The organism is Pseudomonas capsici (assembly GCF_017165765.1).
GTDB classification, from domain to species: Bacteria; Pseudomonadota; Gammaproteobacteria; order Pseudomonadales; family Pseudomonadaceae; genus Aquipseudomonas; species Aquipseudomonas capsici.
In genome coordinates this window covers 83,869-109,546 of record NZ_JAFGZD010000005.1, presented here as the reverse complement: position 1 = coordinate 109,546, position 25,678 = coordinate 83,869, and the positions used below count along the sequence as shown (strand labels likewise).

Annotated in this window: 27 protein-coding genes and 1 tRNA gene; 3 read left to right on the top strand and 25 right to left on the bottom strand. The window is 58.3% G+C overall.

Going from position 1 to position 25,678, the window contains the following annotated elements:
- Positions 1-72: 72 nt before the first annotated feature.
- From der to trmJ, 19 genes are all read right to left on the bottom strand, one after another.
- Positions 73-1,542, bottom strand: a complete 1,470-nt coding sequence (gene der, locus JSY17_RS08735; protein WP_200978164.1) for a ribosome biogenesis GTPase Der — start codon at positions 1,540-1,542, stop codon at positions 73-75.
- Between the two features lie 139 nt (positions 1,543-1,681).
- Positions 1,682-2,833: an outer membrane protein assembly factor BamB gene (gene bamB / locus JSY17_RS08730; protein ID WP_117164491.1), complete on the bottom strand. Its 1,152-nt coding sequence runs from the start codon at positions 2,831-2,833 to the stop codon at positions 1,682-1,684.
- The gene (locus tag JSY17_RS08725; RefSeq protein WP_117164490.1) at positions 2,826-3,467 is read right to left on the bottom strand and encodes a YfgM family protein; all 642 of its coding nucleotides are present in this window, start codon (positions 3,465-3,467) and stop codon (positions 2,826-2,828) included. Before JSY17_RS08725 ends, bamB begins: the two co-directional genes overlap by 8 nt.
- A gap of 39 nt (positions 3,468-3,506) precedes the next feature.
- Positions 3,507-4,796, bottom strand: coding sequence for a histidine--tRNA ligase (hisS, locus tag JSY17_RS08720; protein WP_200978163.1), 1,290 nt, complete (start codon positions 4,794-4,796; stop codon positions 3,507-3,509).
- Positions 4,797-4,818: 22 nt separating this feature from the next.
- Positions 4,819-5,928 carry a flavodoxin-dependent (E)-4-hydroxy-3-methylbut-2-enyl-diphosphate synthase gene (gene ispG / locus JSY17_RS08715; protein ID WP_117164488.1) on the bottom strand — a complete coding sequence of 370 codons (1,110 nt, stop codon included), beginning with the start codon at positions 5,926-5,928 and terminating at the stop codon, positions 4,819-4,821.
- Between the two features lie 3 nt (positions 5,929-5,931).
- Positions 5,932-6,948, bottom strand: coding sequence for a RodZ domain-containing protein (locus tag JSY17_RS08710; RefSeq protein ID WP_206400761.1), 1,017 nt, complete (start codon positions 6,946-6,948; stop codon positions 5,932-5,934).
- Entirely contained in the window at positions 6,948-7,706 is a 759-nt protein-coding gene (gene pilW, locus JSY17_RS08705; RefSeq protein WP_117182669.1) for a type IV pilus biogenesis/stability protein PilW, read from the bottom strand. Before pilW ends, JSY17_RS08710 begins: the two co-directional genes overlap by 1 nt.
- Positions 7,707-7,720: 14 nt before the next feature.
- Positions 7,721-8,869, bottom strand: coding sequence for a 23S rRNA (adenine(2503)-C(2))-methyltransferase RlmN (rlmN, locus tag JSY17_RS08700; protein WP_117182668.1), 1,149 nt, complete (start codon positions 8,867-8,869; stop codon positions 7,721-7,723).
- Positions 8,870-8,901: 32 nt separating this feature from the next.
- The gene (ndk, locus tag JSY17_RS08695; RefSeq protein ID WP_007964426.1) at positions 8,902-9,327 is read right to left on the bottom strand and encodes a nucleoside-diphosphate kinase; all 426 of its coding nucleotides are present in this window, start codon (positions 9,325-9,327) and stop codon (positions 8,902-8,904) included.
- Positions 9,328-9,420: 93 nt separating this feature from the next.
- The gene (gene iscX, locus JSY17_RS08690) at positions 9,421-9,621 is read right to left on the bottom strand and encodes a Fe-S cluster assembly protein IscX (RefSeq protein ID WP_117182667.1); all 201 of its coding nucleotides are present in this window, start codon (positions 9,619-9,621) and stop codon (positions 9,421-9,423) included.
- Positions 9,622-9,635: 14 nt separating this feature from the next.
- Positions 9,636-9,977, bottom strand: a complete 342-nt coding sequence (gene fdx, locus JSY17_RS08685) for an ISC system 2Fe-2S type ferredoxin (RefSeq protein WP_117164483.1) — start codon at positions 9,975-9,977, stop codon at positions 9,636-9,638.
- A 3-nt stretch (positions 9,978-9,980) separates the two neighbouring features.
- Entirely contained in the window at positions 9,981-11,843 is a 1,863-nt protein-coding gene (hscA, locus tag JSY17_RS08680; protein WP_206400760.1) for a Fe-S protein assembly chaperone HscA, read from the bottom strand.
- A gap of 44 nt (positions 11,844-11,887) precedes the next feature.
- Positions 11,888-12,409, bottom strand: a complete 522-nt coding sequence (gene hscB, locus JSY17_RS08675) for a co-chaperone HscB (RefSeq protein ID WP_117182665.1) — start codon at positions 12,407-12,409, stop codon at positions 11,888-11,890.
- Positions 12,410-12,421: 12 nt separating this feature from the next.
- Complete coding sequence (gene iscA, locus JSY17_RS08670) at positions 12,422-12,745, bottom strand: iron-sulfur cluster assembly protein IscA (protein ID WP_117164480.1); 324 nt, start codon at positions 12,743-12,745, stop codon at positions 12,422-12,424.
- Between the two features lie 45 nt (positions 12,746-12,790).
- Positions 12,791-13,177 (bottom strand): Fe-S cluster assembly scaffold IscU, encoded by a 387-nt coding sequence (iscU, locus tag JSY17_RS08665; RefSeq protein WP_002552476.1) that lies wholly within the window; start codon positions 13,175-13,177, stop codon positions 12,791-12,793.
- A gap of 82 nt (positions 13,178-13,259) precedes the next feature.
- The gene (locus tag JSY17_RS08660) at positions 13,260-14,474 is read right to left on the bottom strand and encodes an IscS subfamily cysteine desulfurase (RefSeq protein ID WP_117164479.1); all 1,215 of its coding nucleotides are present in this window, start codon (positions 14,472-14,474) and stop codon (positions 13,260-13,262) included.
- A 44-nt stretch (positions 14,475-14,518) separates the two neighbouring features.
- Positions 14,519-15,010 (bottom strand): Fe-S cluster assembly transcriptional regulator IscR, encoded by a 492-nt coding sequence (gene iscR, locus JSY17_RS08655; protein WP_025258832.1) that lies wholly within the window; start codon positions 15,008-15,010, stop codon positions 14,519-14,521.
- A 158-nt stretch (positions 15,011-15,168) separates the two neighbouring features.
- On the bottom strand, positions 15,169-15,945 hold the full coding sequence (gene cysE, locus JSY17_RS08650) for a serine O-acetyltransferase (protein WP_117182663.1): 777 nt from the start codon (positions 15,943-15,945) through the stop codon (positions 15,169-15,171).
- Positions 15,945-16,706, bottom strand: a complete 762-nt coding sequence (gene trmJ, locus JSY17_RS08645; protein ID WP_117164477.1) for a tRNA (cytosine(32)/uridine(32)-2'-O)-methyltransferase TrmJ — start codon at positions 16,704-16,706, stop codon at positions 15,945-15,947. The genes cysE and trmJ overlap by 1 nt, the downstream gene beginning before the upstream one ends.
- A 192-nt stretch (positions 16,707-16,898) precedes the next feature.
- On the opposite strand from trmJ, the gene suhB reads away from it, so the two are divergent.
- Complete coding sequence (gene suhB / locus JSY17_RS08640) at positions 16,899-17,714, top strand: type III secretion system regulator SuhB (protein WP_025258829.1); 816 nt, start codon at positions 16,899-16,901, stop codon at positions 17,712-17,714.
- A 96-nt stretch (positions 17,715-17,810) separates the two neighbouring features.
- Here suhB and JSY17_RS08635 read toward each other — a convergent pair whose 3' ends face one another.
- The 6 genes from JSY17_RS08635 to queA all read right to left on the bottom strand — a co-directional run bounded on the left by JSY17_RS08635 (position 17,811) and on the right by queA (position 23,933).
- Positions 17,811-18,353, bottom strand: a complete 543-nt coding sequence (locus JSY17_RS08635; RefSeq protein WP_117164476.1) for a glycine zipper 2TM domain-containing protein — start codon at positions 18,351-18,353, stop codon at positions 17,811-17,813.
- Positions 18,354-18,497: 144 nt separating this feature from the next.
- Positions 18,498-19,409 carry a protein translocase subunit SecF gene (gene secF / locus JSY17_RS08630; protein ID WP_117182661.1) on the bottom strand — a complete coding sequence of 304 codons (912 nt, stop codon included), beginning with the start codon at positions 19,407-19,409 and terminating at the stop codon, positions 18,498-18,500.
- A 9-nt stretch (positions 19,410-19,418) separates the two neighbouring features.
- Positions 19,419-21,287 carry a protein translocase subunit SecD gene (secD, locus tag JSY17_RS08625; RefSeq protein WP_117164474.1) on the bottom strand — a complete coding sequence of 623 codons (1,869 nt, stop codon included), beginning with the start codon at positions 21,285-21,287 and terminating at the stop codon, positions 19,419-19,421.
- Between the two features lie 62 nt (positions 21,288-21,349).
- On the bottom strand, positions 21,350-21,685 hold the full coding sequence (yajC, locus tag JSY17_RS08620) for a preprotein translocase subunit YajC (RefSeq protein ID WP_117164473.1): 336 nt from the start codon (positions 21,683-21,685) through the stop codon (positions 21,350-21,352).
- A gap of 53 nt (positions 21,686-21,738) precedes the next feature.
- Positions 21,739-22,854, bottom strand: coding sequence for a tRNA guanosine(34) transglycosylase Tgt (gene tgt / locus JSY17_RS08615; protein ID WP_095067087.1), 1,116 nt, complete (start codon positions 22,852-22,854; stop codon positions 21,739-21,741).
- Positions 22,855-22,868: 14 nt separating this feature from the next.
- The gene (gene queA / locus JSY17_RS08610; protein ID WP_117164472.1) at positions 22,869-23,933 is read right to left on the bottom strand and encodes a tRNA preQ1(34) S-adenosylmethionine ribosyltransferase-isomerase QueA; all 1,065 of its coding nucleotides are present in this window, start codon (positions 23,931-23,933) and stop codon (positions 22,869-22,871) included.
- A gap of 117 nt (positions 23,934-24,050) precedes the next feature.
- Between queA and JSY17_RS08605 the strand changes: the two genes are divergently transcribed.
- Positions 24,051-24,135 (top strand) — tRNA-Leu (locus JSY17_RS08605).
- Between the two features lie 190 nt (positions 24,136-24,325).
- The gene (locus tag JSY17_RS08600) at positions 24,326-25,402 is read left to right on the top strand and encodes a hypothetical protein (RefSeq protein ID WP_206400757.1); all 1,077 of its coding nucleotides are present in this window, start codon (positions 24,326-24,328) and stop codon (positions 25,400-25,402) included.
- Positions 25,403-25,678 lie beyond the last annotated feature (276 nt).

Here is a 25,678-nt window from a genome sequence, read left to right as displayed (position 1 = left end):
CAGGATAGCCCATCGGGCGCGCATAAAAAAAGGCACCGTGCAGACTGCAGGGTGCCTTTTGCGGAGAACGACTCAGCGCTTGTCGCGGCGCTTCTTCTCTGCCTTCTTGTGGTGCGACATCAAACGACGCTTCTTGTTGACCTGGCGGTCGGTCAGCGTGTTCTTGTTGCCTTCGTACGGGTTCTCACCGCCCTTGAACTCGATACGGATCGGCGTACCGACCAGTTTCAGAACACGGCGATAGGTGTTTTCCAGGTAACGGACATAGGACTTCGGTACTTTCTCGACCTGGTTACCGTGGATCACGATCAGTGGCGGGTTGGCACCACCGAGGTGGGCATACCGCAGCTTGATACGGCGGCTGCCGACCATTGGCGGCGCGTGCTCGCTGACGGCATCTTCGAGGATCTGCGTCAGGCGGCTGGTCGGCCAGCGGGTCACCGCAGACTTGAAGGAGTTCTGCACCGACTGATACAGGTTGCCCACACCCGTGCCGTGCAAGGCAGAGATGAAGTGAATATCGGCAAAGTCGACGAAGAACAGCCGACGCTCCAGCTCGGTCTTCACGTAGTCGCGCTCGCCCGGCGTCATGCCATCCCACTTGTTCAGTGCGATGACGATGGCGCGACCGGCTTCGAGTGCGAAGCCCAGCAGGTTGAGATCGTGATCGACCACACCCTCGCGGGCGTCCATCACGAAGATCACCACGTTGGCGTCCTTGATGGCCTGCAGCGTCTTGACCACGGAGAACTTCTCGACTTCCTCGTGGATCTTGCCGCGCTTGCGCACACCGGCGGTGTCGATCAGCGTGTACTTCTCTTCGTTGCGTTCGAACGGGATGTAGATACTGTCGCGCGTGGTACCCGGCTGGTCATAGACGATGACCCGGTCTTCACCGAGCATGCGGTTGACCAGGGTCGACTTGCCGACGTTGGGACGACCGATGATCGCGATCTTGATGCCGTCCTTTTCGCTCGGGCCAGGAATGCGCTTGGCTTCCTCGCCTTCGGCGACGTCCTCGGCCTCGCCTTCTTCGATCTCGTCCTCATCCTTGGGGAAATCCTTCAGGGCGATTTCCAGCATCTGCGAGATGCCGCGGCCATGGGCACCGGCCACCGGGATCGCATCGCCCAGGCCCATCGGGCTGAACTCGGCACGCGCCAGGTTTTCATCGATGTTGTCGATCTTGTTGGCAACCACGTAAGAACGCTTGTTGCGCTTGCGCAGGTGCTCGCCGATCATCTGGTCAGCCGCGGTGTAACCCGCCTTGGCGTCTACCAGGAACAGCACGACATCGGCTTCTTCGATAGCCAGCAGCGACTGCTCGGCCATCTTTTCGTCCATGCCATGCTCGTCACCGGAAATACCACCGGTGTCGATCAGAATATAAGAGCGCCCCTGCCACTTCGCCTCTCCGTATTGGCGATCACGGGTCAGACCGGACAGATCGCCGACAATGGCGTCGCGGGTCCTGGTCAGGCGGTTGAACATGGTGGATTTGCCGACGTTCGGTCGACCCACCAGGGCAATTACGGGAACCATGCGGCTCTCCACTTCGTTATTTCAGAAAATACAAAAGCCGCTGCAGGGCAGCGGCCGGAGTTCGGAGCAACGCCCGCGGGCGCCGCAGCCTTGCCGAAGCAAGGTCGTCCGGGGCCATGGCCCCGGACATGGACAATCATCACTTGATGGTCAGGGCTTCCAGCTTGCCGCTGTTACCAAACACATAAATCATGTCACCAACCACCAGCGGACGCGCACGAAGACCATCGCTGTCGATACGCTCACGCCCTACGAAACGGCCATCTACCTGGCTCAACAGGTGCAGATAACCTTCCAGGTCGCCAACCGCTACATAGCTGGAAAACACTTCCGGCGCGCCCAGTTGACGGCGAGCCAGCGATTCGTTGCTCCACAGTGCAGTGGAAGAACGCTCGTCGATACCTTCGACGGTGCCGGAGGCCAGGGTCACGTAAACGCTGCCAAAGCCCTGGGCAACACCCGAGTAGCTGGAAGCATCACGCTGCCAGAGCACACGGCCGCTTTCCAGATCCAGACCGGCAACACGGCCCTGATAACTGGCTACGTACAAGGTGCCACCCGACAGCAGCAGGCCACCGTCGATGTCGACAACGCGATCCAGCTCGGAACGGCCTTGCGGAATGGCAACGCGCTGCTCCCAGACCGGCACACCGTTGCTGATATCCAGCGCCACCACCTTGCCAGTGGAAAGACCGGCCACCGCCAGACGGTTGGTCACAAGCGGTGCGCCCGTGCCACGCAGGGTCAGTACCGCAGGAGTGCTTTCGTAGATCCAGCGCTGGGAACCTGTAACAGCATCCAGACCGATCACCCGGTCATCCTGGGTCTGAACCACAACGACATCGCCGTTGTTCGCAGGAGGAGCCAGCACTTCGCTAGTCACACGGGCACGCCATTTTTCTTCACCGGAAGAAGCGTCCAGAGCAACGATCTCGCCTTTCTCGGTACCGATGGTGACCAGACCATAGGCCACACCGACAGCACCGGAAACAGGCAGTTCGAGATCTTTCTTCCAGATCACGTCACCGTTCAGGCGGTCCAGAGACATGATGACCCCGGTCACGTCCGAAGCGTAGATCCGGTCACCATCGATAGCCGGAACCAGCATGTTGTAGGTTTTACCCTGACCGTCACCGATCGAACGGCTCCACTGCTTGTGCAGGACCACTTCTTCCTTGAAGTCGGTCAGCTCGGCCGGAGGCAATTCCTTTTTACTGTTGCTGCTGCAACCCGCGGCCAGAATGGCCAGAGCCAGCAATGCTGCATGTTTCCAACGAATCACGTCACGCATCCCCTTTCGCCAGATCGTCGAGCTTCATTTGCAGGCCACCCACCGCAGCGTCCTCGGACAGAGCGGACTTGGCCTTTTGGTATGCAGCATGTGCCTCGTCGGTACGACCCAGTTGCACCAGCAGGTCACCCTTGAGTTCTTCACGGCTGGCCAGGAACGCCTTGTCGGCATCGCCAGCAAGCAGCTTGAGTGCATCGTCAGCCTTGTTCTGCGCAGCCAGTACACGGGCAAGACGCTGACGGGAGATTTCACCCAGGGTCGCGCTGGCCGGCTTGTCGGCTACGGTTTTCAGTTCTGCCGCGGCATCGTCGAGCTTGCCGGCATCGACCGCAACCTTGGCGACGAACAGGCTACCGAACTGGGCATAGGCAGTGCCACCAAATTCGCTCTTGAGCTTGCCGGCGATTTCGGCAACGCGGGCGGTATCGGCCTCGCCGCTTGGCGTCAGCGAAGTTTCCAGCAGTTGCTGATAAAGCATCGAAGCGCCTTGCGACTGCTTGCTGTTGTAGTTCTGCCATGTATACCAGCCAAAGACCACAACCAACGCCAGCAGACCGCCAGTTACCAGGGGTTTGCCGTTGCGCTGCCACCAGTCCTTCATTACCGCCAGCTCTTCATCTTCGGTACGCGACACCCCAATACTCCTATTCGCTAAATCGGCTGTTAATCAGCTTCAACCCTGCACGACGCAGGAGGCCAGGTGCTCGGACAGAGCATCCCAGGCAATATTCTGTTGTTCGCCCTGACCGCGCAGCGGCTTGACGCCTATCTCCTGGCGGGCAAGTTCTTCATCGCCAAGGATCAGCGCGTACAGCGCACCGCTCTTGTCGGCCTTCTTGAACTGGCTCTTGAAGCTGCCAGCACCGGCGTTGACCTGCAAGCGCAGATTCGGCAGCTGGTCACGTACACGCTCGGTAAGGGCCAGTGCAGCAAGCTCGGCCGCTTCGCCGAAGGCGCACAAGTAGACATCCACCTGACGCGAGATTTCTTCAGGAACCTTTTCAAGGGTTTCCAGCAGCAGTACCAGACGTTCGATACCCATGGCGAAACCGACGCCCGCCGTAGGCTTGCCGCCCATCTGCTCGACCAGACCGTCGTAACGGCCACCGGCACACACGGTTCCCTGGGCACCCAGTTGATCGGTGACCCACTCGAAAACGGTCTTGCTGTAGTAATCCAGGCCACGCACCAGCTTGGGGTTGATGACGTAGGGAATGCCGGCAGCATCCAGACGCGCCTTGAGGCCTTCGAAGTGGATACGCGACTCGTCATCCAGGTAATCCGCCAGCTTTGGCGCATCGACCAGCACGGCCTGGGTGTCCGGGTGCTTGGTGTCCAGAACCCGCAGCGGGTTGGTCTTGAGACGACGCTGGCTGTCTTCGTCCAGTTGCTCCAGACGCGCCGACAGGAACTCCACCAGCGCATCGCGATAACGCGCACGGGCTTCGCTGGTGCCCAGGCTGTTGAGCTCGAGCTTGACCGCGTTGCGGATGCCCAGCAGGCCCCACAGACGCCAGGTCAGGACAATCAGCTCGGCATCGATATCGGGACCGTCGAGGTTGAAGACTTCGACACCGATCTGGTGAAACTGGCGATAACGGCCTTTCTGAGGACGCTCGTGACGGAACATCGGGCCGATGTACCACAGTTTCTGCACCTGACCGCCACCGGTGATCCCGTGTTCGAGTACCGCACGTACACAGGCGGCCGTGCCTTCGGGGCGCAGGGTCAGGGAGTCACCGTTGCGGTCGGCAAAGGTGTACATCTCTTTCTCGACGATATCGGTGACTTCGCCGATGGAGCGCTTGAACAGGTCGGTGAACTCGACGATAGGCATGCGGATCTGCCGGTAACCGTAGTTATCCAGCAAACGCGCCACAGTGCCTTCAAAGTGACGCCACAGCGGGGTCTGCTCGGGCAGGATGTCGTTCATGCCACGAATGGCTTGCAGAGACTTACTCACAAAAAATCCTTAGCAATCTTGATTAGCCACGCACGATGACCGATGCGTCGGCTTCAGCTTTTTCGGCCGCTTTCTCGCGAATCAAGCGTTCAAGCTCGTTCACGAGATTGTCGTTGGTCAGTTTCTGCGCAGGCTTGCCGTCGATGTAGATCAGGTTCGGCGTACCGCCCGTGAGACCGATATGGGCCTCCTTGGCTTCGCCGGGACCGTTGACCACACATCCGATGACCGCAACGTCCAGCGGCACCAGCAGATCTTCCAGGCGCCCTTCCAGCTCGTTCATGGTCTTGACCACATCGAAGTTCTGCCGCGAGCAGCTCGGGCAGGCGATGAAGTTGATGCCACGGGAACGCAGGTGCAAGGACTTGAGAATGTCGTAGCCGACTTTCACCTCTTCGACCGGGTCGGCGGCCAGCGAGATGCGGATAGTATCGCCAATCCCTTCGGCAAGCAGCATACCGAGGCCGACAGCGGATTTCACCGTGCCTGAGCGCAATCCGCCCGCTTCGGTGATCCCCAGGTGCAGCGGCTGGACAATCTGCTTGGCCAGCAGGCGATAGGCTTCGACGGCCATGAACACGTCCGACGCCTTGACGCTGACCTTGAAGTCCGGGAAGTTCAGGCGATCCAGGTGTTCCACATGGCGCAGGGCCGACTCCACCAGCGCGGCGGGCGTGGGCTCGCCGTATTTCTTTTGCAGGTCTTTTTCCAGAGAACCGGCGTTGACGCCGATACGAATCGGGATACCACGATCACGGGCGGCATCGACCACGGCGCGTACACGGTCCTCACGACCGATGTTGCCGGGGTTGATACGCAAGCAGTCGACCCCCAGCTCGGCGACGCGCAAGGCAATGCGGTAGTCGAAGTGGATGTCGGCGACCAGCGGGACCTTGACCAGTTGCTTGATACGACCGAACGCTTCGGCCGCATCCATGTCGGGAACCGAAACCCGCACGATATCGACACCTGCCGCCTCGAGACGGTTGATCTGGGCAACGGTGGCCGCAACATCGTTGGTGTCGCTGTTGGTCATGCTCTGGACCGCGATCGGCGCATCACCGCCGACCGGAACGGAGCCGACCCATATCTTGCGGGATTCGCGACGCTTGATTGGAGATTCGCCGTGCATGACTTATTGCCCTAGTTTCAGGCGAGCAGTTTCGCCGCTGGTAAAGGGAGCTACGTCTACAGGCTCACCGTTATAACTGACTTGCGCACCACGGGCGTAACCAAGACGCAGAGTCAGAGGCGGCTTGCCAGTGACGTCCAGACTATCACCCTTGCGCTTGAGACCACTCATCAAGACCTTGCCATTGCCATCGGTGACCTGAGTCCAGCAATCGGCAGTGAATTGCAGCTTGATCTGGCCCGAGCCTGCAGGGATCGGTGCAGATTCGACGGGCTCGGCCGGAGTTGAAGGCACGGCAGGAGCAGCCGGTGCGACAGACGGAGTATGCGTCGCGGTAACGGCAGGTGCAGAAGGCGCTGGTGCAGCAGGAGCTGGCGTCGGTGCAGTCGGCGCAGTCACAACCGGAGCGGGAGCTACCGGTGCAGTGGCAGGAGCTTCGGTCGGAGCGCTCGGCGTCAGGGGCAGTGGCGCTTCATTGCCAGTCTTGCTGCTTTCGGCAGCGGCCTGCTCCTCGGACTCGTCCAGTGGATGAATCTGGGTGGTGCCATCGGCGCTTTCGACCTCGACGTGCTCCATGCTCAGGCCAGCCTGATCCTTGCCACGCATGGAGGTCTGGTCCTGCCACCAGAAAAAGCCGCCACCTACCAGCACCATCAGCAGTAAAAGACTGACGATACGCAGGATGTTATGGGAAAGACGCACTGGCTCTTCGATACGGCCCAGCGCATGGACAGAACTGCCCTTGCCATCGGTGCCGGTGTACTGATCGAACTGCTCGACCAGCGCAGCCTGATCCAGCTCCAGCAGCTTGGCGTAGGCGCGCACGTACCCACGGGCAAAGGTGTGCCCGGGCAGTTTGTCAAAATTCCCGTTTTCAAGATGAGTCAGGGAAGACACCGTGAGATTCAGCCTCAAAGCCACATCTGGCAGCGACCAGTTTTTGCTCTCACGGGCCTGACGCAAGGTCTCACCAGGGTTAGAGCGAGTGGTTGCTACAACTTCGGGATGCGCCGCTTTCATCATTGCTCCGACAGGTATTGCTGATATTCCGGCGTACCGGGATAGAGTCTTTTGAGTTGCAGGCCAAAACTGGCCGCCTTGTTACGGTCGTCATAGACCTTGGCCAATCGAATGCCGAGCAGCAGGCTACGTGCATTCTGCTCGCTGAGCTGGCTGAAACGGTCGTAGTAGTCACGCGACGGCACATAATGCCCGTCTTCGTAAGACAACTCAGCCATTTCCAGCAAGGAACGTGGCTGTTGACGGTCAAGACGCAGTGCCTTGGTGAAATGCTCGCGAGCTTCCTCGCGCTTGTTCAGCTTCAAGGCGGTCATGCCCAGGCTTTCGAAGACCCGGGACCGCTCAGGATACAGGGTGTCTGCGGCAGCCTGCTGGAAACGTTCGTAAGCTTCCTGATAACGCTTCTGCTCGTAAAGGAAACTGCCGTAGTTGTTGACGATGCGAGCATCGTTGTTGCTTGCAGATAACGCCTTGCGAAAGTGCTGGTCGGCCAGTTCGGGCTCCATCTCGGCCTGAAACACCAGCGCCAGCGCGGCATTGGCCTCAGGATCGGAGTTGTCGAGCTCCAGTGCCTTTTTCAGCGGCACCTTGGCGCGTTCGGTCTGACCCTGCTGGAAATAACCCAGACCGAGCTGCACATACGCCTTGCGAGCCTCTTCACGCCCCTGCGGTGTCTTGAGTGGATCGACATGCCCTGTCGAAACGCACCCTACCAGCAACATAACAAAGCATGACAACAGCAAGGCACGCACAGACATGGAGTCCCTCTCGGTCAGTTTCGAGCGCCGGCGTTTGGAGCCACATCGGCGTCGGCATTGAGCTCACGCACGGCAATATAGCGTTCACTGCGCCGCGTGCGGTCCATGACCTGCCCGACCAGCTGGCCGCATGCAGCATCGATGTCTTCGCCACGGGTGGTGCGCACAGTGACGTTATAACCGGCCTGATGCAAGAGGTCCTGGAAACGCCGGATCGCATTGTTGCTCGGCCGCTCGTAACCGGAGTGCGGGAACGGGTTGAACGGGATCAGGTTGATCTTGCAAGGCGTGTCCTTGAGCAGCTCGATCATCTCGATGGCGTGCTCGACCTTGTCGTTGACGTCCTTGAGCAGGGTGTACTCGACCGTCAGCACGCGCTTCTCGCCCAGGCTGGACATGTAGCGGCGGCAGGAATCGAGCAGGACGCTCAGGGGGTACTTCTTGTTCAGCGGCACCAGCTGGTTGCGCAGTGCGTCGTTGGGCGCATGCAGCGACAGGGCCAGCGAGACGTCGATGTGCTTGGCCAGCTCATCGATCATCGGGACCACGCCGGACGTGGACAGGGTCACGCGGCGCTTGGAAATGCCATACCCCAGGTCATCCATCATCAGATGCATGGCGGCAATGACATTGTCGAAGTTCAGCAGTGGCTCACCCATGCCCATCATCACCACGTTGGTGATGGCACGGTCGACGGTTGCCGGGACACTGCCAAAGGATTTGTTGGCAATCCAGACCTGGCCGATGACTTCGGCGGCGGTCAGGTTGCTGTTGAAGCCTTGTTTGCCGGTGGAGCAGAAACTGCAATCCAGGGCACAGCCCGCCTGGGACGAAACACACAAGGTGCCGCGCTTGCCCTGGGGGATGAAAACGGTTTCGACGCAGCTGCCGGACTCTACGCGCACCACCCACTTACGGGTGCCATCGCTGGAGATGTCCTCGCTGACGACTTCAGGACCACGTATCTCGGCACAAGCCTTGAGCTTCTCGCGCAATGCCTTGCTGACGTTGGTCATGGCGTCGAAATCATCGACGCCAAAGTGGTGAATCCACTTCATGACCTGACCGGCACGGAAGCGCTTCTCCCCGATAGAGTCGAAGAATTTTTCCATTTCCTGCTGAGTCAGGCCCAGGAGGTTGGTTTTACCAGTCGATGCAATCATGAATTCACCCTTCACTCGTTGGTCAGAAAGACTTAGCGAGTGGTTACCTCGGTAGCTGCGAAGAAGTACGAGATTTCGCGAGCGGCAGCGGCTTCGGAGTCCGAACCGTGAACGGCGTTGGCGTCGATGGACTCGGCGAAGTCGGCACGGATGGTACCGGCAGCAGCTTCTTTAGGGTTGGTAGCGCCCATCAGCTCACGGTTCAGAGCGATGGCGTTCTCGCCTTCCAGAACCTGAACAACGACAGGACCGGAGATCATGAAAGCAACCAGGTCACCGAAGAAGCCACGCTCTTTGTGCTCAGCGTAGAAACCTTCAGCTTCAGCCTTGGACAGTTGCTTCAGCTTGGAAGCAACGACGCGCAGACCGGCTTTTTCGAAACGAGTGGTGATCTCGCCGATTACGTTTTTAGCAACGGCGTCAGGCTTGATGATGGAGAAAGTACGTTGAACAGCCATGTGGAACTCCAGAAACAATGATTAAAGCGAAAAATTAAACCCGCGAATTATACGCGGGTTCTGGTGTATTGCCTAACTGCTTGCGTTACAGGTTCAGTCAGCTTCTTCGATCCAGGCCGCCTGAATGGCCTCCAGGACCTTTTCCCCGCCACGATTGAGCTCATCGTCGAACTCTGGCAGCGCGGCTACCCAGTTGCGAAGATCGACGAAATTCACATAGCGCGGATCGACATCAGGTCTGGTTTCAGACAACTGAATCGCGATTTCCAGCACATCGACCCATTTGAGACTCATGAGCGTTCCTTAGATCAATGCGGCGCTTCGGCAGCATGGTTGAGCGAATACTTCGGAATTTCAACGGTCAGGTCTTCATTTCCGACGATTGCCTGACAGGACAGGCGCGACTGCGCTTCCAGCCCCCAGGCCTTGTCCAGCATATCCTCTTCCAGCTCATCCGCCTCGTTCAGCGAATTGAAACCCTCGCGAATGATGCAGTGGCACGTCGTGCAGGCACAGACACCGCCGCACGCGCTCTCGATCTCGATATGGTTATCGTGAGCGATGTCAAGAATAGACGTACCGGGCTCCACTTCTACAACCAACCCATCCGGGCAATGCTCGGCATGGGGCAGAAAAATCACCTGCGGCATCAGTTATTCCTCAATATCATTCAGGTTGCGCCCCGCGAGTGCGGCTTTCACCGTCGAATTCATGCGTCGGGCAGCAAATGCATCGGTCACCTGCGACAGACGCCGGGTCTGCTGCTCGATGGCCGGGCCATCGGTGCCTTGCATCAATTCACGCAATTCTGTCAGTTGCAGGTCGATCACCATCCGCTCTTCGGCATCGAGCAGACGATCGCCATCGGCCTCAAGCGCCGCTTCGACCGCCTCGACAAGGCGCTGGGCATCGACCTGCTGTTCACGCAGCACCCGGGCGACCTTGTCGTCACCGGCGTACTCGAACGAATCCTTGAGCATGCGAGCGATCTCGCCGTCGGTCAGACCATAGGACGGCTTGACCTGAATGCTCGACTCGATCCCCGAGCCCAGTTCACGGGCCGACACGCTGAGCAGGCCATCGGCATCCACCTGGAAGGTGACGCGAATCTTCGCCGCACCGGCCACCATCGGCGGAATGCCGCGCAGCTCGAAGCGTGCCAGGGAACGGCAATCGCTGATCAGCTCACGCTCGCCCTGCAGTACATGAATCATCATGGCCGACTGGCCATCCTTGTAGGTGGTGAAATCCTGAGCGCGAGCCACGGGAATGGTGGTGTTGCGCGGAATCACCTTCTCCATCAGGCCGCCCATGGTTTCAAGCCCAAGGGAAAGCGGAATCACGTCCAGCAGCAACAGAGCTTCGCCATCCGTCTTGTTGCCGGCCAGGGTATCGGCCTGGACCGCAGCGCCGATGGCGACCACCTGATCGGGGTCGATCTGGGTCAGCGGCTGGCGACCGAACAGTTCGGCTACCGCCTCGCGAACGCGCGGCACGCGGGTCGAACCGCCGACCATGACCACGGCCTCGACTTCTTCAAGCTCGATATTCGAGTCGCGCACCGCACGGCGGCACGCCTTGAGGCTGCGGGCAACCATCGGCTCGATCAGGGTGTTGAAAGCCTCGCGAGTCAGAACGCCACGCCAGTCGCCATAAGCGACGTCTACCGACTCGGCATCGGTCAGGGCTTCTTTCGCCGCGCAGGCGGCCTGCAACAAGCTGCGCTGCTCGGCAGGATCGAGACTGGCCGACAGACCGGCATCGGCGACAATCCAGCTGGCAATCGCGTGATCGAAATCATCGCCACCCAATGCAGTATCACCACCGGTGGCCAGCACCTCGAAAACACCACCGGTCAGGCGCAGAATGGAAATGTCGAACGTGCCGCCGCCCAGGTCATAAATGGCGACCACGCCTTCGGCTTTCTGGTCCAGACCATAGGCCACCGCAGCAGCCGTCGGTTCGTTGAGCAGGCGCAACACATTGAGGCCGGCCAGTCTGGCGGCATCCTTGGTGGCCTGACGCTGGGCATCGTCGAAATAGGCCGGCACGGTAATGACCGCTCCGACCAGATCGCCACCCAGGGTAGCTTCGGCACGCTGACGCAGCACCTTGAGAATATCCGCCGACACTTCCACCGGGCTTTTCGGCCCCTGAACAGTGTCGATGAACGGCATGTGCGACTCACCCTCGACAAAGCGGTAGGGCAATTGCTCGCCCAGTTGCTTCACGTCGCTCAGGCCGCGCCCCATGAGGCGTTTGACCGACAGCACGGTATTGAACGGATCGACAGAGGCGGCCGCCTTGGCCGACAGCCCGACCTCGACACGATCGGCGTGATAACGCACCGCAGACGGCAGAATGATCTGCCCGTCGGCATCGGCCAGCGGTTCGGAAAGGCCGCTGCGCAATGCAGCCACCAGCGAATTGGTAGTGCCCAGGTCAATACCGACAGCCAGACGACGCTGGTGCGGTTTAGGACTTTGCCCGGGTTCAGCGATCTGCAGTAAGGCCATGCTTTTCTGAATAATCACAGGCGTGCGGCCAGGGCGGCACGGGGTTAATCGTCGAGGCGCTCTTCCAGCTGGCGCACTTCGTAGGAAAGCTTGTCGAGGAACTGCATACGCCGCATCAGCCGTTCGGCGTGCTCGCGTTGTGCAGCATCGTCCCAACAGGCGGCGAAGCTTTCGTTCAGTTCATCCTGAGCGCTTTTGAGACGGCGCTTGAAGACCGCGACCCCCGCCAGATCGGCCTCGTCCTGCAGATCTTCCAACTCTTCGCGCCATTGCATCTGCTGCAGAAGAAAATCGGGATCGTGGACAGTGACTTCCAGCGGCACCTCGTCGCCTTTCATGACCAACAGGTAACGCGCTCGTTTCGGGGCGCTCTTGAGGGTCTGATAGGCCTCGTTGAGGCGGGCGGAATGCTCAAGCGCCAGACGCTGCTCACGCTCGTCGGCGTCAGCAAAACGGTCTGGATGTACGCTGCGCGCCAGCTCACGATAGCGCGTCGCCAACTGGTCGAGATCAAGACGAAATTCGGGCTTGAGATCGAACAGGGCAAAGTGACAAGGAGTACCCACGGATAAAAAGCCTCAGACGTTGAAGCTTTCGCCACAGCCGCACTCACCGCGCGAGTTGGGGTTATTGAACTTGAAGCCTTCGTTCAAACCTTCACGGACGAAATCGAGTTCGGTGCCGTCGAGGTAGACCAGGCTTTTCGGGTCGATAATCACCTTGACGCCATGCAGCTCGTACACGGTGTCCTCGGCGCCCGCCTCATCGACGAACTCAAGCACATAGGCAAGACCTGAACAGCCTGTGGTGCGAACCCCAAGACGAATGCCATCACCCTTGCCGCGCCCGTCGAGGGAACGACGCACGTGGTTAGCGGCAGCTTCTGTCATGCTGATAGCCATCGGAACTCCTTTCTTGTCGCCAGCTTTCTCTGAAAAGACCGCTTGTTACAGCAAGCCTTTCTTCTGCTTGTAGTCACGAACTGCCGCCTTGATGGCGTCTTCCGCGAGTACCGAGCAGTGAATCTTTACCGGAGGCAGAGCAAGCTCTTCAGCCAGTTGAGTGTTCTTGATGGTCTCTGCTTCATCCAGAGTCTTGCCCTTCATCCACTCGGTCGCCAGGGAGCTGGAAGCGATGGCGGAGCCGCAACCGTAGGTCTTGAACTTGGCGTCTTCGATGACACCTTGCTCGTTGACCTTGATCTGCAGGCGCATCACGTCGCCGCACGCAGGAGCGCCGACCATGCCGGTGCCAACATCAGGATCTTCCGCGTTCATCTTGCCAACGTTACGCGGGTTCTCGTAGTGGTCGATGACCTTTTCGCTGTAAGCCATGATTCTGTTCCTCTCACATCAGGGAGTCGCTCTACAGGCCGGTCAACGGGTTGCTCCCGGCCTGTGTGGCGGCGACTTTAAATTAGTGCGCCGCCCACTCGATCTTGGAGATATCGACGCCATCTTTGAACATGTCCCACAGCGGCGAAAGAGCGCGCAGCTTGGTAACAGCCTCGCAGACTTTCTGCGCGGCGTAGTCGATCTCTTCTTCAGTGGTGAAGCGACCAAACGTAAAACGTATCGAGCTGTGTGCCAGTTCGTCGTTGCGGCCCAGGGCGCGCAGCACGTACGAAGGCTCAAGCGATGCCGAGGTACAGGCCGAACCGGACGAAACCGCCAGATCCTTGAGCGCCATGATCAGCGACTCGCCTTCGACATAATTGAAGCTCAGGTTCAGGTTGTGCGGTACGCGAGCAGTCAGGCTGCCGTTGACGTACAGCTCTTCCAGATCTTCGACCTGCTTGTAGAAGCGGTCGCTCAGGGCCTTGATGCGGACGTTCTCGCTCGCCATCTCTTCCTTGGCGATACGGAACGCTTCGCCCATGCCGACGATCTGGTGAGTCGCCAATGTGCCGGAACGCATGCCGCGCTCGTGACCGCCACCGTGCATGGTCGCTTCGAGGCGAACACGCGGCTTGCGGCTCACGTACAGCGCGCCGATACCTTTCGGACCGTAGGTCTTGTGGGCCGAGAACGACATCAGGTCAACCTTGAGGCTGGCCAGATCGATTTCAACCTTGCCGGTGGACTGAGCGGCATCGACATGGAACAACACGCCGCGTGAACGGGTCAGTTCACCAATCGCAGCGATATCGTTGATGGTGCCGATCTCGTTGTTCACATGCATGACCGAAACCAGAATGGTGTCGTCGCGCAGGGCAGCTTCGACCATGGCCGGCGTGATCAGGCCGTCTTCGCCCGGCTCGATGTAGGTCACTTCGAAACCTTCACGCTCCAGTTGGCGCGTGGTGTCGAGAACAGCCTTGTGCTCGACCTTGGAGGTGATGATGTGCTTGCCCTTGGTGGCGTAGAAATGCGCGACACCCTTGATGGCCAGGTTGTCGGACTCGGTAGCACCGGAGGTCCAGACGATTTCGCGCGGATCGGCATTGACCAGATCGGCGACCTGACGACGGGCGTTCTCGACGGACTCTTCGGCCTTCCAGCCAAACACGTGGGAGCGGGAAGCCGGGTTACCGAAGTTTCCGTCAACCAGCAGGCAATCCATCATTTTCTGCGCTACGCGCGGATCGACCGGCGTGGTCGCAGAGTAATCGAGGTAAATCGGCAACTTCATTGAATCTCTCCTATCAGGCAGGCGCACCGCTCATTCATCTGCGTTCATTCGACGGCGGACGTTTCGATCTTACCCAGCTGCGACGCATTGTTATTGCTGCGACGCATATCCTGGCGCTGGGCGACTTCCTGCACCTCACGGCGAGTGACAAGGTCCGCCAAGCTGATACCGCTTAAAAATTCGTGAATCTGCTGACTGAGATCGCACCACAGGTGGTGGGTCAGACAGGTATCGCCAGCATGGCAATCACCCAGGCCCTGGCAACGAGTGGCATCGACCGACTCATTGACTGCATCGACAACCTGAGCGACCTGAATGCCCTGCATGTCGCGGGACAACTGGTAACCACCACCAGGACCGCGCACGCTCGACACCAGATTGCTGCGGCGCAGCTTGGCGAACAATTGCTCAAGGTAAGACAGGGAAATGCCTTGCCGCTCAGAGATATCGGCCAGAGACACTGGCCCGTGCTGCGCATGCAATGCCAGGTCAAGCATTGCTGTTACAGCGTATCGGCCTTTTGTAGTCAGTCGCATGGCGTGTACCGCGGAGGTTCAGAATGAGAGCGAGTATGCTATTCCCGAGTATTTAAGTCAACTATTAGACCTAGTGAATTAGTCGGGATTAGCGAAAATAGCGGGCGATATCATAGCAAAGGCGCGTCGTATTGACACGCCCCCATATTCAGCAAGCCCTAGCCGACCTTTTCTTCGCTCTTGTCCTTCACGCAATCGAAAACCTCGTCATGCAGCTTGGGCAGCTCCTTGGCGCAGTAATCGCTGCCAAGACGCCCCAGAGCACCGCCCATGTCTTCCAGGCGAGCATCCACGGCCTGCAGGTGATCGAGCAACTGGCCAATGGCCCGCGCAACCGGGTCCGGCATGTCGGCACTGACGCCGTAGGCATCGAAACCCAGCTTTTCGGCCATCGCCTTGCGCCGGGCTTCCGTTTCGTCATCGGACTTCACGATGATGCGGCCGGGAATACCCACCGCTGTCGCGCCCGCCGGCACCGCCTTGGTGACCACCGCATTGGAGCCGATCTTGGCACCCGCCCCCACCGTGAACGGCCCAAGCACCTTCGCGCCCGCACCCACCACGACACCATCTTCCAGCGTCGGGTGACGCTTGCCCGCATTCCAGCTGGTACCGCCCAGCGTCACGCCCTGATAGAGCGTCACATCGTTGCCGATCTCGGCCGTTTCACCGATCACGATGCCCATGCCGTGATCGATGAAGAAACGACGACCGATGCGCGCACCGGGATGTATTTCGATGCCGGTCATCCAGCGCCCGAAGTTGGACACCAGCCGCGCCAGCCACTTCCAGCCATTGCGCCACAGGATATGTGCCAGTCGATGCAACCAGATGGCATGCATGCCCGGATAGCAGGTCAGGACCTCAAAAGCGTTACGCGCAGCCGGATCACGATGAAAAACACTTTGAATATCTTCGCGCAGACGTTCGAACATCATTGATCCTTCCGCTTGTAAGGTTCACCGCGAGCCACTTTCTGGGTCTCGGTGAGAATGCCACGCAGAATGCTCAGCTCGGAGCGCTCCACTTCGCTGCGCCCGTACAGCCGACGCAGCCGTGCCATCAGATGACGGGGCTTCTCGGGGTCAAGAAAGGCAATGTCCACCAGAGCCGCCTCCAGATGCCCATAGAAGCCCTCCATCTCATCCATGGTCGCCAGTTCGGCATTACGCGTCGCCGCTACTGGAGCCGTCGGCGACTCCTGCGCAGCCAGCCAGGACATGCGCACCTCGTAGGCCAGCACCTGGACCGCAGCCGCCAGATTGAGCGAGCTGAATGCGGGGTCCGAAGGAATATGCACGTGATAATGACAACGCTGCAGCTCTTCGTTGGTCAGGCCGGCATGTTCACGACCGAAGACCAGCGCAACCTCGGCACCCTGCCCGGCCTGCTCGACGACCTTCACGCCGGACTCACGCGGATCGAGCATCGGCCAAGGCAGACTGCGATCACGGGCACTGGTGCCCAGCACCAGACTGCAACCCACCAGCGCCTCTTCAAGAGTCGCCACGACTTGCGCCCCCTCAAGAATATCGCCAGCACCGGATGCCCGGGCATCGGCCTCGGGAGACGGGAACACGCGCGGCTCGACCAGTACCAGGCGCGAAAGCCCCATGTTTTTCATGGCACGCGCAGCCCCACCGATATTTCCGGGATGGGTAGTGCCGACCAGGACAATACGAATGTTCTGCAGCAAAGCGAGCGCTCACCGACAAAATTAAGGGGGGCAAATATTACAGAACCCGCCTCATTAACGCCACGAACCTTACAGAGGCGCAACCACGGAAAATCGTAAAACCTGATCGGGACGACAATGCCGGGGCTGGAAATAATTTGACTTACCCCATAGAATACCCGGCTCTCTTTAACAACCTTAGGTGAATTGTCCATGCAGCCCATGCTGAATATCGCGCTGCGCGCCGCCCGCAGCGCCAGCGAATTGATTTTCCGCTCCATCGAGCGCTTGGATACCATCAAGGTTGACGAAAAAGAAGCCAAAGACTACGTCACGGAAATCGACCGTGCCGCCGAGCAGAGCATCATCACCGCCCTGCGCAAGGCTTACCCTACCCACGGCATCCTCGGCGAAGAAAGCGGCCTGCACGCAGGCAGCGGTGAAGGCGCCGACTACCTGTGGATCATCGACCCGCTGGACGGCACCACCAACTTCGTTCGCGGCATCCCGCACTTCGCGGTCAGCATCGCCTGCAAATACCGTGGCCGCCTTGAGCACGCCGTGGTTCTCGACCCGGTTCGCCAGGAAGAATTCACCGCCAGCCGCGGCCGTGGCGCGGCCCTGAACGGTCGCCGCCTGCGCGTCAGCCAGCGCAAGAGCCTTGAAGGCGCCCTGCTGGGCACCGGCTTCCCGTTCCGCGACGAGCAAATGGACGGCCTGGAAAACTACCTGGGCATGTTCCGCAGCCTGGTCGGCCAGACCGCCGGCATCCGCCGTGCAGGCGCTGCCAGCCTGGACCTGGCTTATGTAGCAGCCGGCCGCTTCGATGCATTCTGGGAATCGGGCCTGTCCGAGTGGGACATGGCAGCGGGCGCACTGCTGATCCAGGAAGCAGGCGGTCTGGTCAGCGACTTCACAGGCGGTCACGACTTCCTGGAAAAAGGCCATATCGTTGCTGGCAACACCAAGTGCTTCAAGGCTGTTCTGACCGCCATCGCTCCACACCTGCCGCCTTCACTGAAACGCTGAAACGCAGATGTAAAAAAACCGGCTTTCGCCGGTTTTTTTTATGCCTGCTGCCTGTAGGAGCACGCCTGCCTTGGGCGGCGCTCCCACAGGACTGTATTACTGAGCAGCCTGGCTCAGAATCAGCTGACCATTCTTGTCCACAGGGATCTGACTACCCGGGTCATTGGCCATACGGACCTGTCCAACCTTCTCGTTCAACTTGTACTTCACGTTGTAGCCCACGACCTTGTCGCTGATATCGTTGACGGTATTGCAACGCGTTTCAGTCGTGGTGTAGGTATCGCGGTTCTGCATACCTTCCTGAACCTTGTTACCCGCATAACCACCGCCTACCGCACCGGCGACCGTGGCAATCTTCTTACCGTTACCGCCACCGATCTGGTTACCGAGCAAGCCACCCGCCACAGCACCGATCACACTACCCACGATCTGATGCTCGTCCTTGACCGGAGCACGATGGGTAACGGCGACATCCTTGCAGACCTCACGCGGGGTCTTGATTTGCTCCTTGATCGGCTCGACGGCCAACACATCTGCATACTCTGGGCCGCCCTTGACCAGGCTGTAGGTGGCAACGGCGCCACCAGCGGTAACGACAGCAGCACCCAACACAGCACCAACAAGCAGAGACTTGTTCACTTTGAACCTCCTGACCTACGGACGCGTAGATTCTTTCCTACGCACTGCCAAGCCTTGGAGCATGAAAAAAGGCGCGAGTTCCGAACTCGCGCCTTTTTCGTTACAACTTGTTGTTTTCGCGAATGAATTCGCTCCAACCGAGACTCAAGGCAAATCGTCAGCCTTCTCCGTCACTACCGGAGGAATCAGATCCTCGGTGGTCAGGTTCAGCCAGATCAGCATCACGTTGGCGATGTAGATCGACGAATAAGTACCCGCCAGAACACCGATGAACAACGCAATGGAGAAACCTTCCAGGCTGTCGCCACCGAACGCCCACAACGCAATGATTGCCAGCAGCGTCGAGACCGAAGTCGCGATGGTGCGCAGCAATGTCTGAGTGGTGGAAATGTTGATGTTCTCGATCAGCGAAGCCTTGCGCAGCAGGCGGAAGTTTTCACGAACCCGGTCGAAGACCACGATGGTGTCGTTGAGCGAGTAGCCGATGATCGCCAGTACCGCTGCCAGCACCGTCAGGTCGAACGTGATCTGGAAGAACGACAGGATACCCATGGTCACGACCACGTCGTGAATCAGGGAAATGATCGCGCCGATCGCGAACTTCCACTGGAAGCGGAACGCCAGATAGATCAGGACCCCACCCAGGGCCAGCAGCATGCCGATACCACCCTGGTCACGCAGTTCTTCACCGACCTGCGGGCCGACGAACTCGACACGCTTGACAGTCGCCGGGTTATCGGCACCCGCCTTGCGCAGCGCATCGGCTACCTGAGTACCCAGTTGCGGGTCTTCACCCGGCATGCGCACCAGCAAGTCGGTGGTTGCACCGAAGCTCTGCACCACGGCCTCGTGGAAACCGGCCGAAGCCAGTTCCTCACGCACCTTGCCCAGATCTGCTGGACGCTCGTAGGTCAGCTCGATCAGCGTACCGCCGGTGAAGTCCAGGCCGAAGTTAAGCCCTTTATGGAACCAGCTGAACAGCGCCAGTGCAGTAAGGAGCATGGTAATGGCGAACGCGACATTGCGAACGCCCATGAAGTTGATGGTACGTAACATGGCAGCCCCTTAAATCCACAACTTCTTGAAGTCACGACCGCCGTAGATCAGGTTGACCATTGCGCGGGTCACCATGATGGCCGTGAACATCGAGGTAAAGATCCCGAGCGACATGGTCACCGCAAACCCTTTGACGGGACCGGTGCCCATCGCAAAGAGAATGCCGCCGACCAGCAGCGTCGTCAGGTTGGCGTCGAGGATCGCCGTGTAGGCACGATCGAAACCTTCGTTGATTGCACGCTGCACGCTCATGCCATTGGCGATTTCCTCACGAATCCGCGAGAAGATCAGCACGTTGGCGTCGACCGCCATACCCATGGTCAGAACGATACCGGCAATACCCGGCAGGGTCAGCGTTGCACCCAGCAGAGACATCAGCGCCAGCAGCATGACCATGTTGAAGGCCAGAGCCACAGTCGCGATCAGACCGAAGAAACGGTAGATCGCCATGATGAACAGCGAAACGAACAGCATGCCCCACAGGGAAGCATCGATACCCTTGGTGATGTTGTCGGCACCCAGGCTCGGGCCGATGGTGCGCTCTTCGGCGAAGTACATCGGTGCCGCCAGACCACCGGCGCGCAGCAGCAGTGCCAGCTCGGAGGACTCACCCTGGCCGTTCAGACCGGTAATCCGGAACTGGCTGCCCAGTGGCGACTGAATGGTCGCCAGACTGATGATCTTCTTGTCTTCCTTGAAGGTCTGCACCGGCACGTCTTTCTCGACGCCATCGACCATCTGCTTGACATAGGTCGTGACCGGACGTTGTTCGATGAAGATCACCGCCATGCTGCGACCCACGTTGCTGCGGGTTGCGCGGCTCATCAGTTCGCCACCGTGACCATCGAGGTTGATGTTCACCTGTGGACGGCCATGCTCGTCGAAGCTCGCCTTGGCGTCGGTCACCTGGTCGCCGGTAATGATCAGACCACGCTCGACCGCTGCCGCCGGACGTCCGCCTTCGCGGAACTCGAACATCTCGGTCGTGCCTTTGGAATCGTCGGGACCTGCGCCCAGACGGAATTCCAGGTTGGCCGTCTTGCCGAGAATACGCTTGGCTTCGGCAGTGTCCTGCACGCCCGGCAGCTCAACCACGATACGGTTGGCACCCTGACGCTGAACCAGAGGCTCGGCGACACCCAGCTCGTTGACCCGGTTACGCACGGTAGTCAGGTTCTGCTTGATTGAGTAATCGCGAATTTCAGCCAGCTTGACGGCTGTCAGCGCCAGACGCAGAACCGGAATACCGTTCAACTCGGCAGGCGTGATATCGAAATCGGTGAAGCTCTTGCGGATCAGGGCACGGGCCTGTTCACGCTCGGCATCGTCGGTGAAACCCAGCTGGATGACATTGTTGACTTGCGGAAGGCTGCGATAGCGCACCTTCTCCTTGCGCAACAGTGTCTTGACTTCGCCTTCGTAGACTTTCAGGCGCGCATCGATGGCCTTGTCCATGTCCACTTCCAGCAGGAAGTGCACACCACCGGAAAGGTCCAGACCCAGCTTCATCGGGCTTGCGCCCAGGTTACGCAACCATGTCGGGGTAGTACGGGCCAGGTTGAGTGCGACCACATAGTCATCACCCAGAGCCTTGCGCACCACATCCTTGGCTGGCAACTGATCTTCCTGCTTGCTCAGACGCAACAAACCGCCCTTGCCATTCTCAGCCAGAGAAGAGGCCTTGACCGCGATACCGGCATCGGCAAGCGCCTTGCCTGCACGATCCAGATCCGCCTGACTGACCTGCAGCGCAGTACTGACACCGCTGATCTGGATAGCCGAGTCGTCAGGGTAGAGATTGGGTGCGGAATAAATGAAACCGATCGCCAGCACCGCCAGGATCAGTACGTATTTCCACAGAGGGTATTTGTTCAGCATCACGCCGCCCGCTTAGAACGCGGGGCGCCTTGCGCGCCCCGTCGATTGGTAAAAGATGGTACTCAGATCGCTTTCAGGGTGCCCTTTGGCAGAGTGGCAGCCACAGCGCCCTTCTGGATTTTCAGCTCAACGGTGTCGGACACCTCGATCACCACGAAATCGTCGGTCACCTTGTTGATCTTGCCAGCGATACCGCCAGTGGTAACGACTTCGTCGCCCTTCTGCAGATTGCTGAGCAGGTTTTTCTGCTCTTTGGCGCGCTTGGCCTGTGGACGCCAGATCATCAGATAGAAGATGACCAGGAAGCCGACCAGGAAGATCCACTCAAAGCCGGTGCCCGCAGGACCGGCAGCCGGTGCAGCAGCATCCGCGAAAGCGGGAGAGATGAAAAAGCTCATTTAGCGCTCCAATTGCATAATTAGTATAAGAAACACGAAAAATCGGTTCTGTTTCAGCCAAGCGGCGGCGTTGGGAGGCCGCGCTTGGCATAGAAGGCATCGACGAAGGCGGCCAATGTACCTTGTTGAATAGCCTCGCGCAAACCAGCCATAAGCAGCTGGTAATGCCGCAAATTGTGGATCGTATTGAGCATGCTCCCCAACATTTCGCCGCACTTGTCCAGGTGATGCAGATAAGCGCGGGAGAAGTTCTTGCAGGTGTAGCAGTCACAGGTCGGATCCAGCGGCGAATCATCATGGCGATGGAACGCATTACGGATCTTCAGAACACCGGTATCGATGAACAGATGGCCGTTGCGGGCATTGCGGGTCGGCATCACGCAGTCGAACATGTCGACTCCGCGACGCACACCCTCAACCAGATCCTCGGGCTTGCCTACCCCCATAAGGTAACGAGGTTTGTCTGCTGGCATCTGGCCCGGCAGGTAATCCAGCACCTTGATCATCTCGTGCTTGGGCTCGCCCACCGACAGACCGCCAATGGCCAGGCCATCGAAACCGATCTGATCCAGCCCCTCGAGCGAGCGCATGCGCAGGTTTTCATGCATGCCACCCTGCACGATGCCGAACAACGCCGCCGTGCTCTCGCCATGGGCGACTTTCGAGCGCTTGGCCCAGCGCAGCGACAGCTCCATGGACACCCGTGCGACGTCTTCATCAGCCGGGTACGGCGTGCATTCGTCGAAAATCATCACGATGTCCGAGCCCAGATCACGCTGGACCTGCATCGACTCTTCCGGCCCCATGAACACCTTGGCACCGTCGACCGGAGAAGCGAAGGTCACGCCCTCCTCCTTGATCTTGCGCATGGCGCCCAGGCTGAACACCTGGAAACCGCCGGAGTCGGTCAGGATCGGCCCTTTCCACTGCATGAAATCGTGCAGGTCGCCGTGGCCCTTGATGACCTCGGTGCCCGGACGCAGCCACAGGTGGAAGGTGTTGCCCAGAATGATCTGCGCGCCGGTCGCCTCGATATCCCGAGGCAGCATGCCCTTGACCGTGCCATAAGTGCCCACCGGCATGAACGCCGGGGTTTCCACCACGCCACGCGGGAAGGTCAGGCGACCGCGACGAGCCTTGCCATCGGTGGCCAGCAGCTCGAAAGACATACGACAGGTGCGACTCATGCTTGATCCTCCGGGACCGATTCCTGCGGAGCAGTCGGCGCGGGATTGCGGGTGATGAACATCGCATCACCGTAACTGAAGAAGCGGTACCCATGCTCGATGGCCGCCTTGTAGGCCGCCATGGTCTCGGGATAACCGGCGAATGCCGAAACCAGCATCAACAGCGTGGATTCGGGCAAATGGAAATTGGTCACCAGCGCATCGACCACATGGAACGGTCGACCTGGGTAGATGAAGATATCGGTGTCGCCACTGAAGGGTTTCAGCACGCCATCACGCGCCGCGCTCTCCAGCGAACGCACGCTGGTGGTCCCGACTGCAATCACCCGCCCGCCCCGCGCACGGCACGCAGCCACGGCATCGACCACTTCCTGGCTGACTTCCAGCCATTCGTTGTGCATATGGTGATCTTCGATGCGGTCCACGCGCACCGGCTGAAAGGTGCCAGCGCCCACATGCAGGGTCACAAAGGCCGTCTCGACGCCCTTGGCGGCAATTGCCTCCAGCAGCGGCTCGTCGAAATGCAGGCCTGCCGTCGGCGCAGCCACCGCACCGGCACGCTCGGCATAGACCGTCTGATAGCGCTCGCGATCGGCACCTTCGTCCGGACGATCTATATAAGGAGGCAACGGCATATGCCCGACGCGATCCAGCAGCGGCAGCACTTCCTCGGCGAAACGCAGCTCGAACAGCGTGTCGTGGCGCGCCACCATCTCGGCCTCGCCACCGCCATCGATCAGGATCGACGAACCCGGCTTGGGCGACTTGCTCGAGCGCACATGGGCCAGCACCCGATGACTGTCCAGCACCCGCTCGACCAGAATCTCCAGCTTGCCGCCGGACGCCTTCTGCCCGAACAGACGTGCGGGAATCACACGGGTGTTGTTGAAGATCATCAGATCGCCAGAGCGCAAATACTCAAGCAAATCAGTGAATTGACGATGCGCCAGCGCACCGCTCACCCCGTCCAGGGTCAACAGACGACTACTGCGCCGCTCGGCCAGCGGGTGGCGAGCAATCAGGGAATCAGGAAGATCGAAGGTAAAGTCAGCAACGCGCATGATGGTGTTCGATAAGCAGGGCCGGGGAGTTTATCCGGTTTGGAAGGATTAGTAAAAAACCTGCAAAAAACCTTGTTGACCAATGATATGCGCATCCCTATACTTCGCCGCCATTGAGCCCTGATGGCGGAATTGGTAGACGCGGCGGATTCAAAATCCGTTTTCGAAAGGAGTGGGAGTTCGAGTCTCCCTCGGGGCACCAGCACAATTAAGAAAGGCCTTGATAATCAAGGCCTTTTTTTTCGTCTGGCGTAAATGTGGCGTAATGCTTAGTTTAGTTGCGTTTGGCTTAAGGTGAGTCTCCGGAGACTGATCACTTCCAGTTCAGTACCATCATTCAGCAAAATCAGCTCACTATCTCAACTGCTCTTTATCGTAAAGTGAGTAAAGCTATGGAAAGCCTGATCGCAGTGCTGAAATCATTCGGACTGCTGATGTTGACCCCGCTGATAAACAGATTCATTTCTACGTTTCGAGTAAGGCAGCTTTACCTCGCGTTTGATGATTCACTACCGTCAGCACTCCCAAACAACGAAGGTTATATATCCAATCTTCGTATCTACAACAAAGGAAAGGACAAAGAGAGCAATGTCCAAATCTTCATACCTCACACCTCTAACTGCCATATACTCTCCACAAATTACCCTTTAGCAACTGCAGACAAAGATAAAATCTCGCTTGATCGAATTCTACCGGGTCAAATAGTAGAACTAACCGTTTTCATCAACTCAAGCCATGGATTATGCGCTCATAATAAGCCGATATTAAAATCTGATGATGCAAACGGAAAGTCTTACAACCAAAGAGGGAGCATTCCACCAAGCCTAGGCCCCGCCATATTAACTCTCTCCATCCTACTTTCAACTACTGCAGCTTTCATGTACGTGATGATCTCGAAGATTGATTACATGCATCCGTACTACACCGTCCGTTACAATACATTCCTTGAGCAAGGTTTCAGACCATCATACTTTTCTGGCACTGATTTCATCTCTTCCGTACCAATGGGAGAACGTCCGCCAATTTCGATGAGCAAACCCTATGTTGAAAAAAATCAAATCATTATTCCTATAGAGCTTAAAAACACAACCAAAGAGAAAGCCGTCATAACAATTAGCCAAGACAATCAAGACAAAGCTTATCGCTCTGAACGCGACAAAGTATCCTTGGATATCCTTGACGTTTCAGAAAAAATTGAAAAATGGAGATCTATAGATAAAAAATTCGGATATTCGGACTCTGACTACATGTATGTATCACAACTAACCTTGTCCCCAGACGAGGAAAAAACCATACTTCTTAAAAAAAGCGTGACTACGACTACTACACTATCAAACTTCGACCTTAACATTTCAACTCGTCATATAGGCAGCGCTTATGGCGACAACTATGAATTCAGGATCACTAACTCTTCCTACAAGGCTCTTTTTGAAGACCTTCTTAAAAACCTACTGCACCAACAGCCATAAAATGAACATTACAGCTCTATATGCTGATAACAAGCGCCCGACCCCACTCAAACGCCCCCATTTCTTCTAGATATTTAACCTGCATAATTTATAAATACCCCCACACACATATTCAAACTTTTAAAAAGAAGCTTAAAATTGGCTCCCGATTGATTTCTGGAGCCTTTGCCATGATACGAACCGACGCCAAAGTCGAAATTTTATCTGTATTCCAAGCCGTATTTTCAAAACCCATATATTGCCTGCTAAGCCAAACTCGTAAAATCCCACACCACA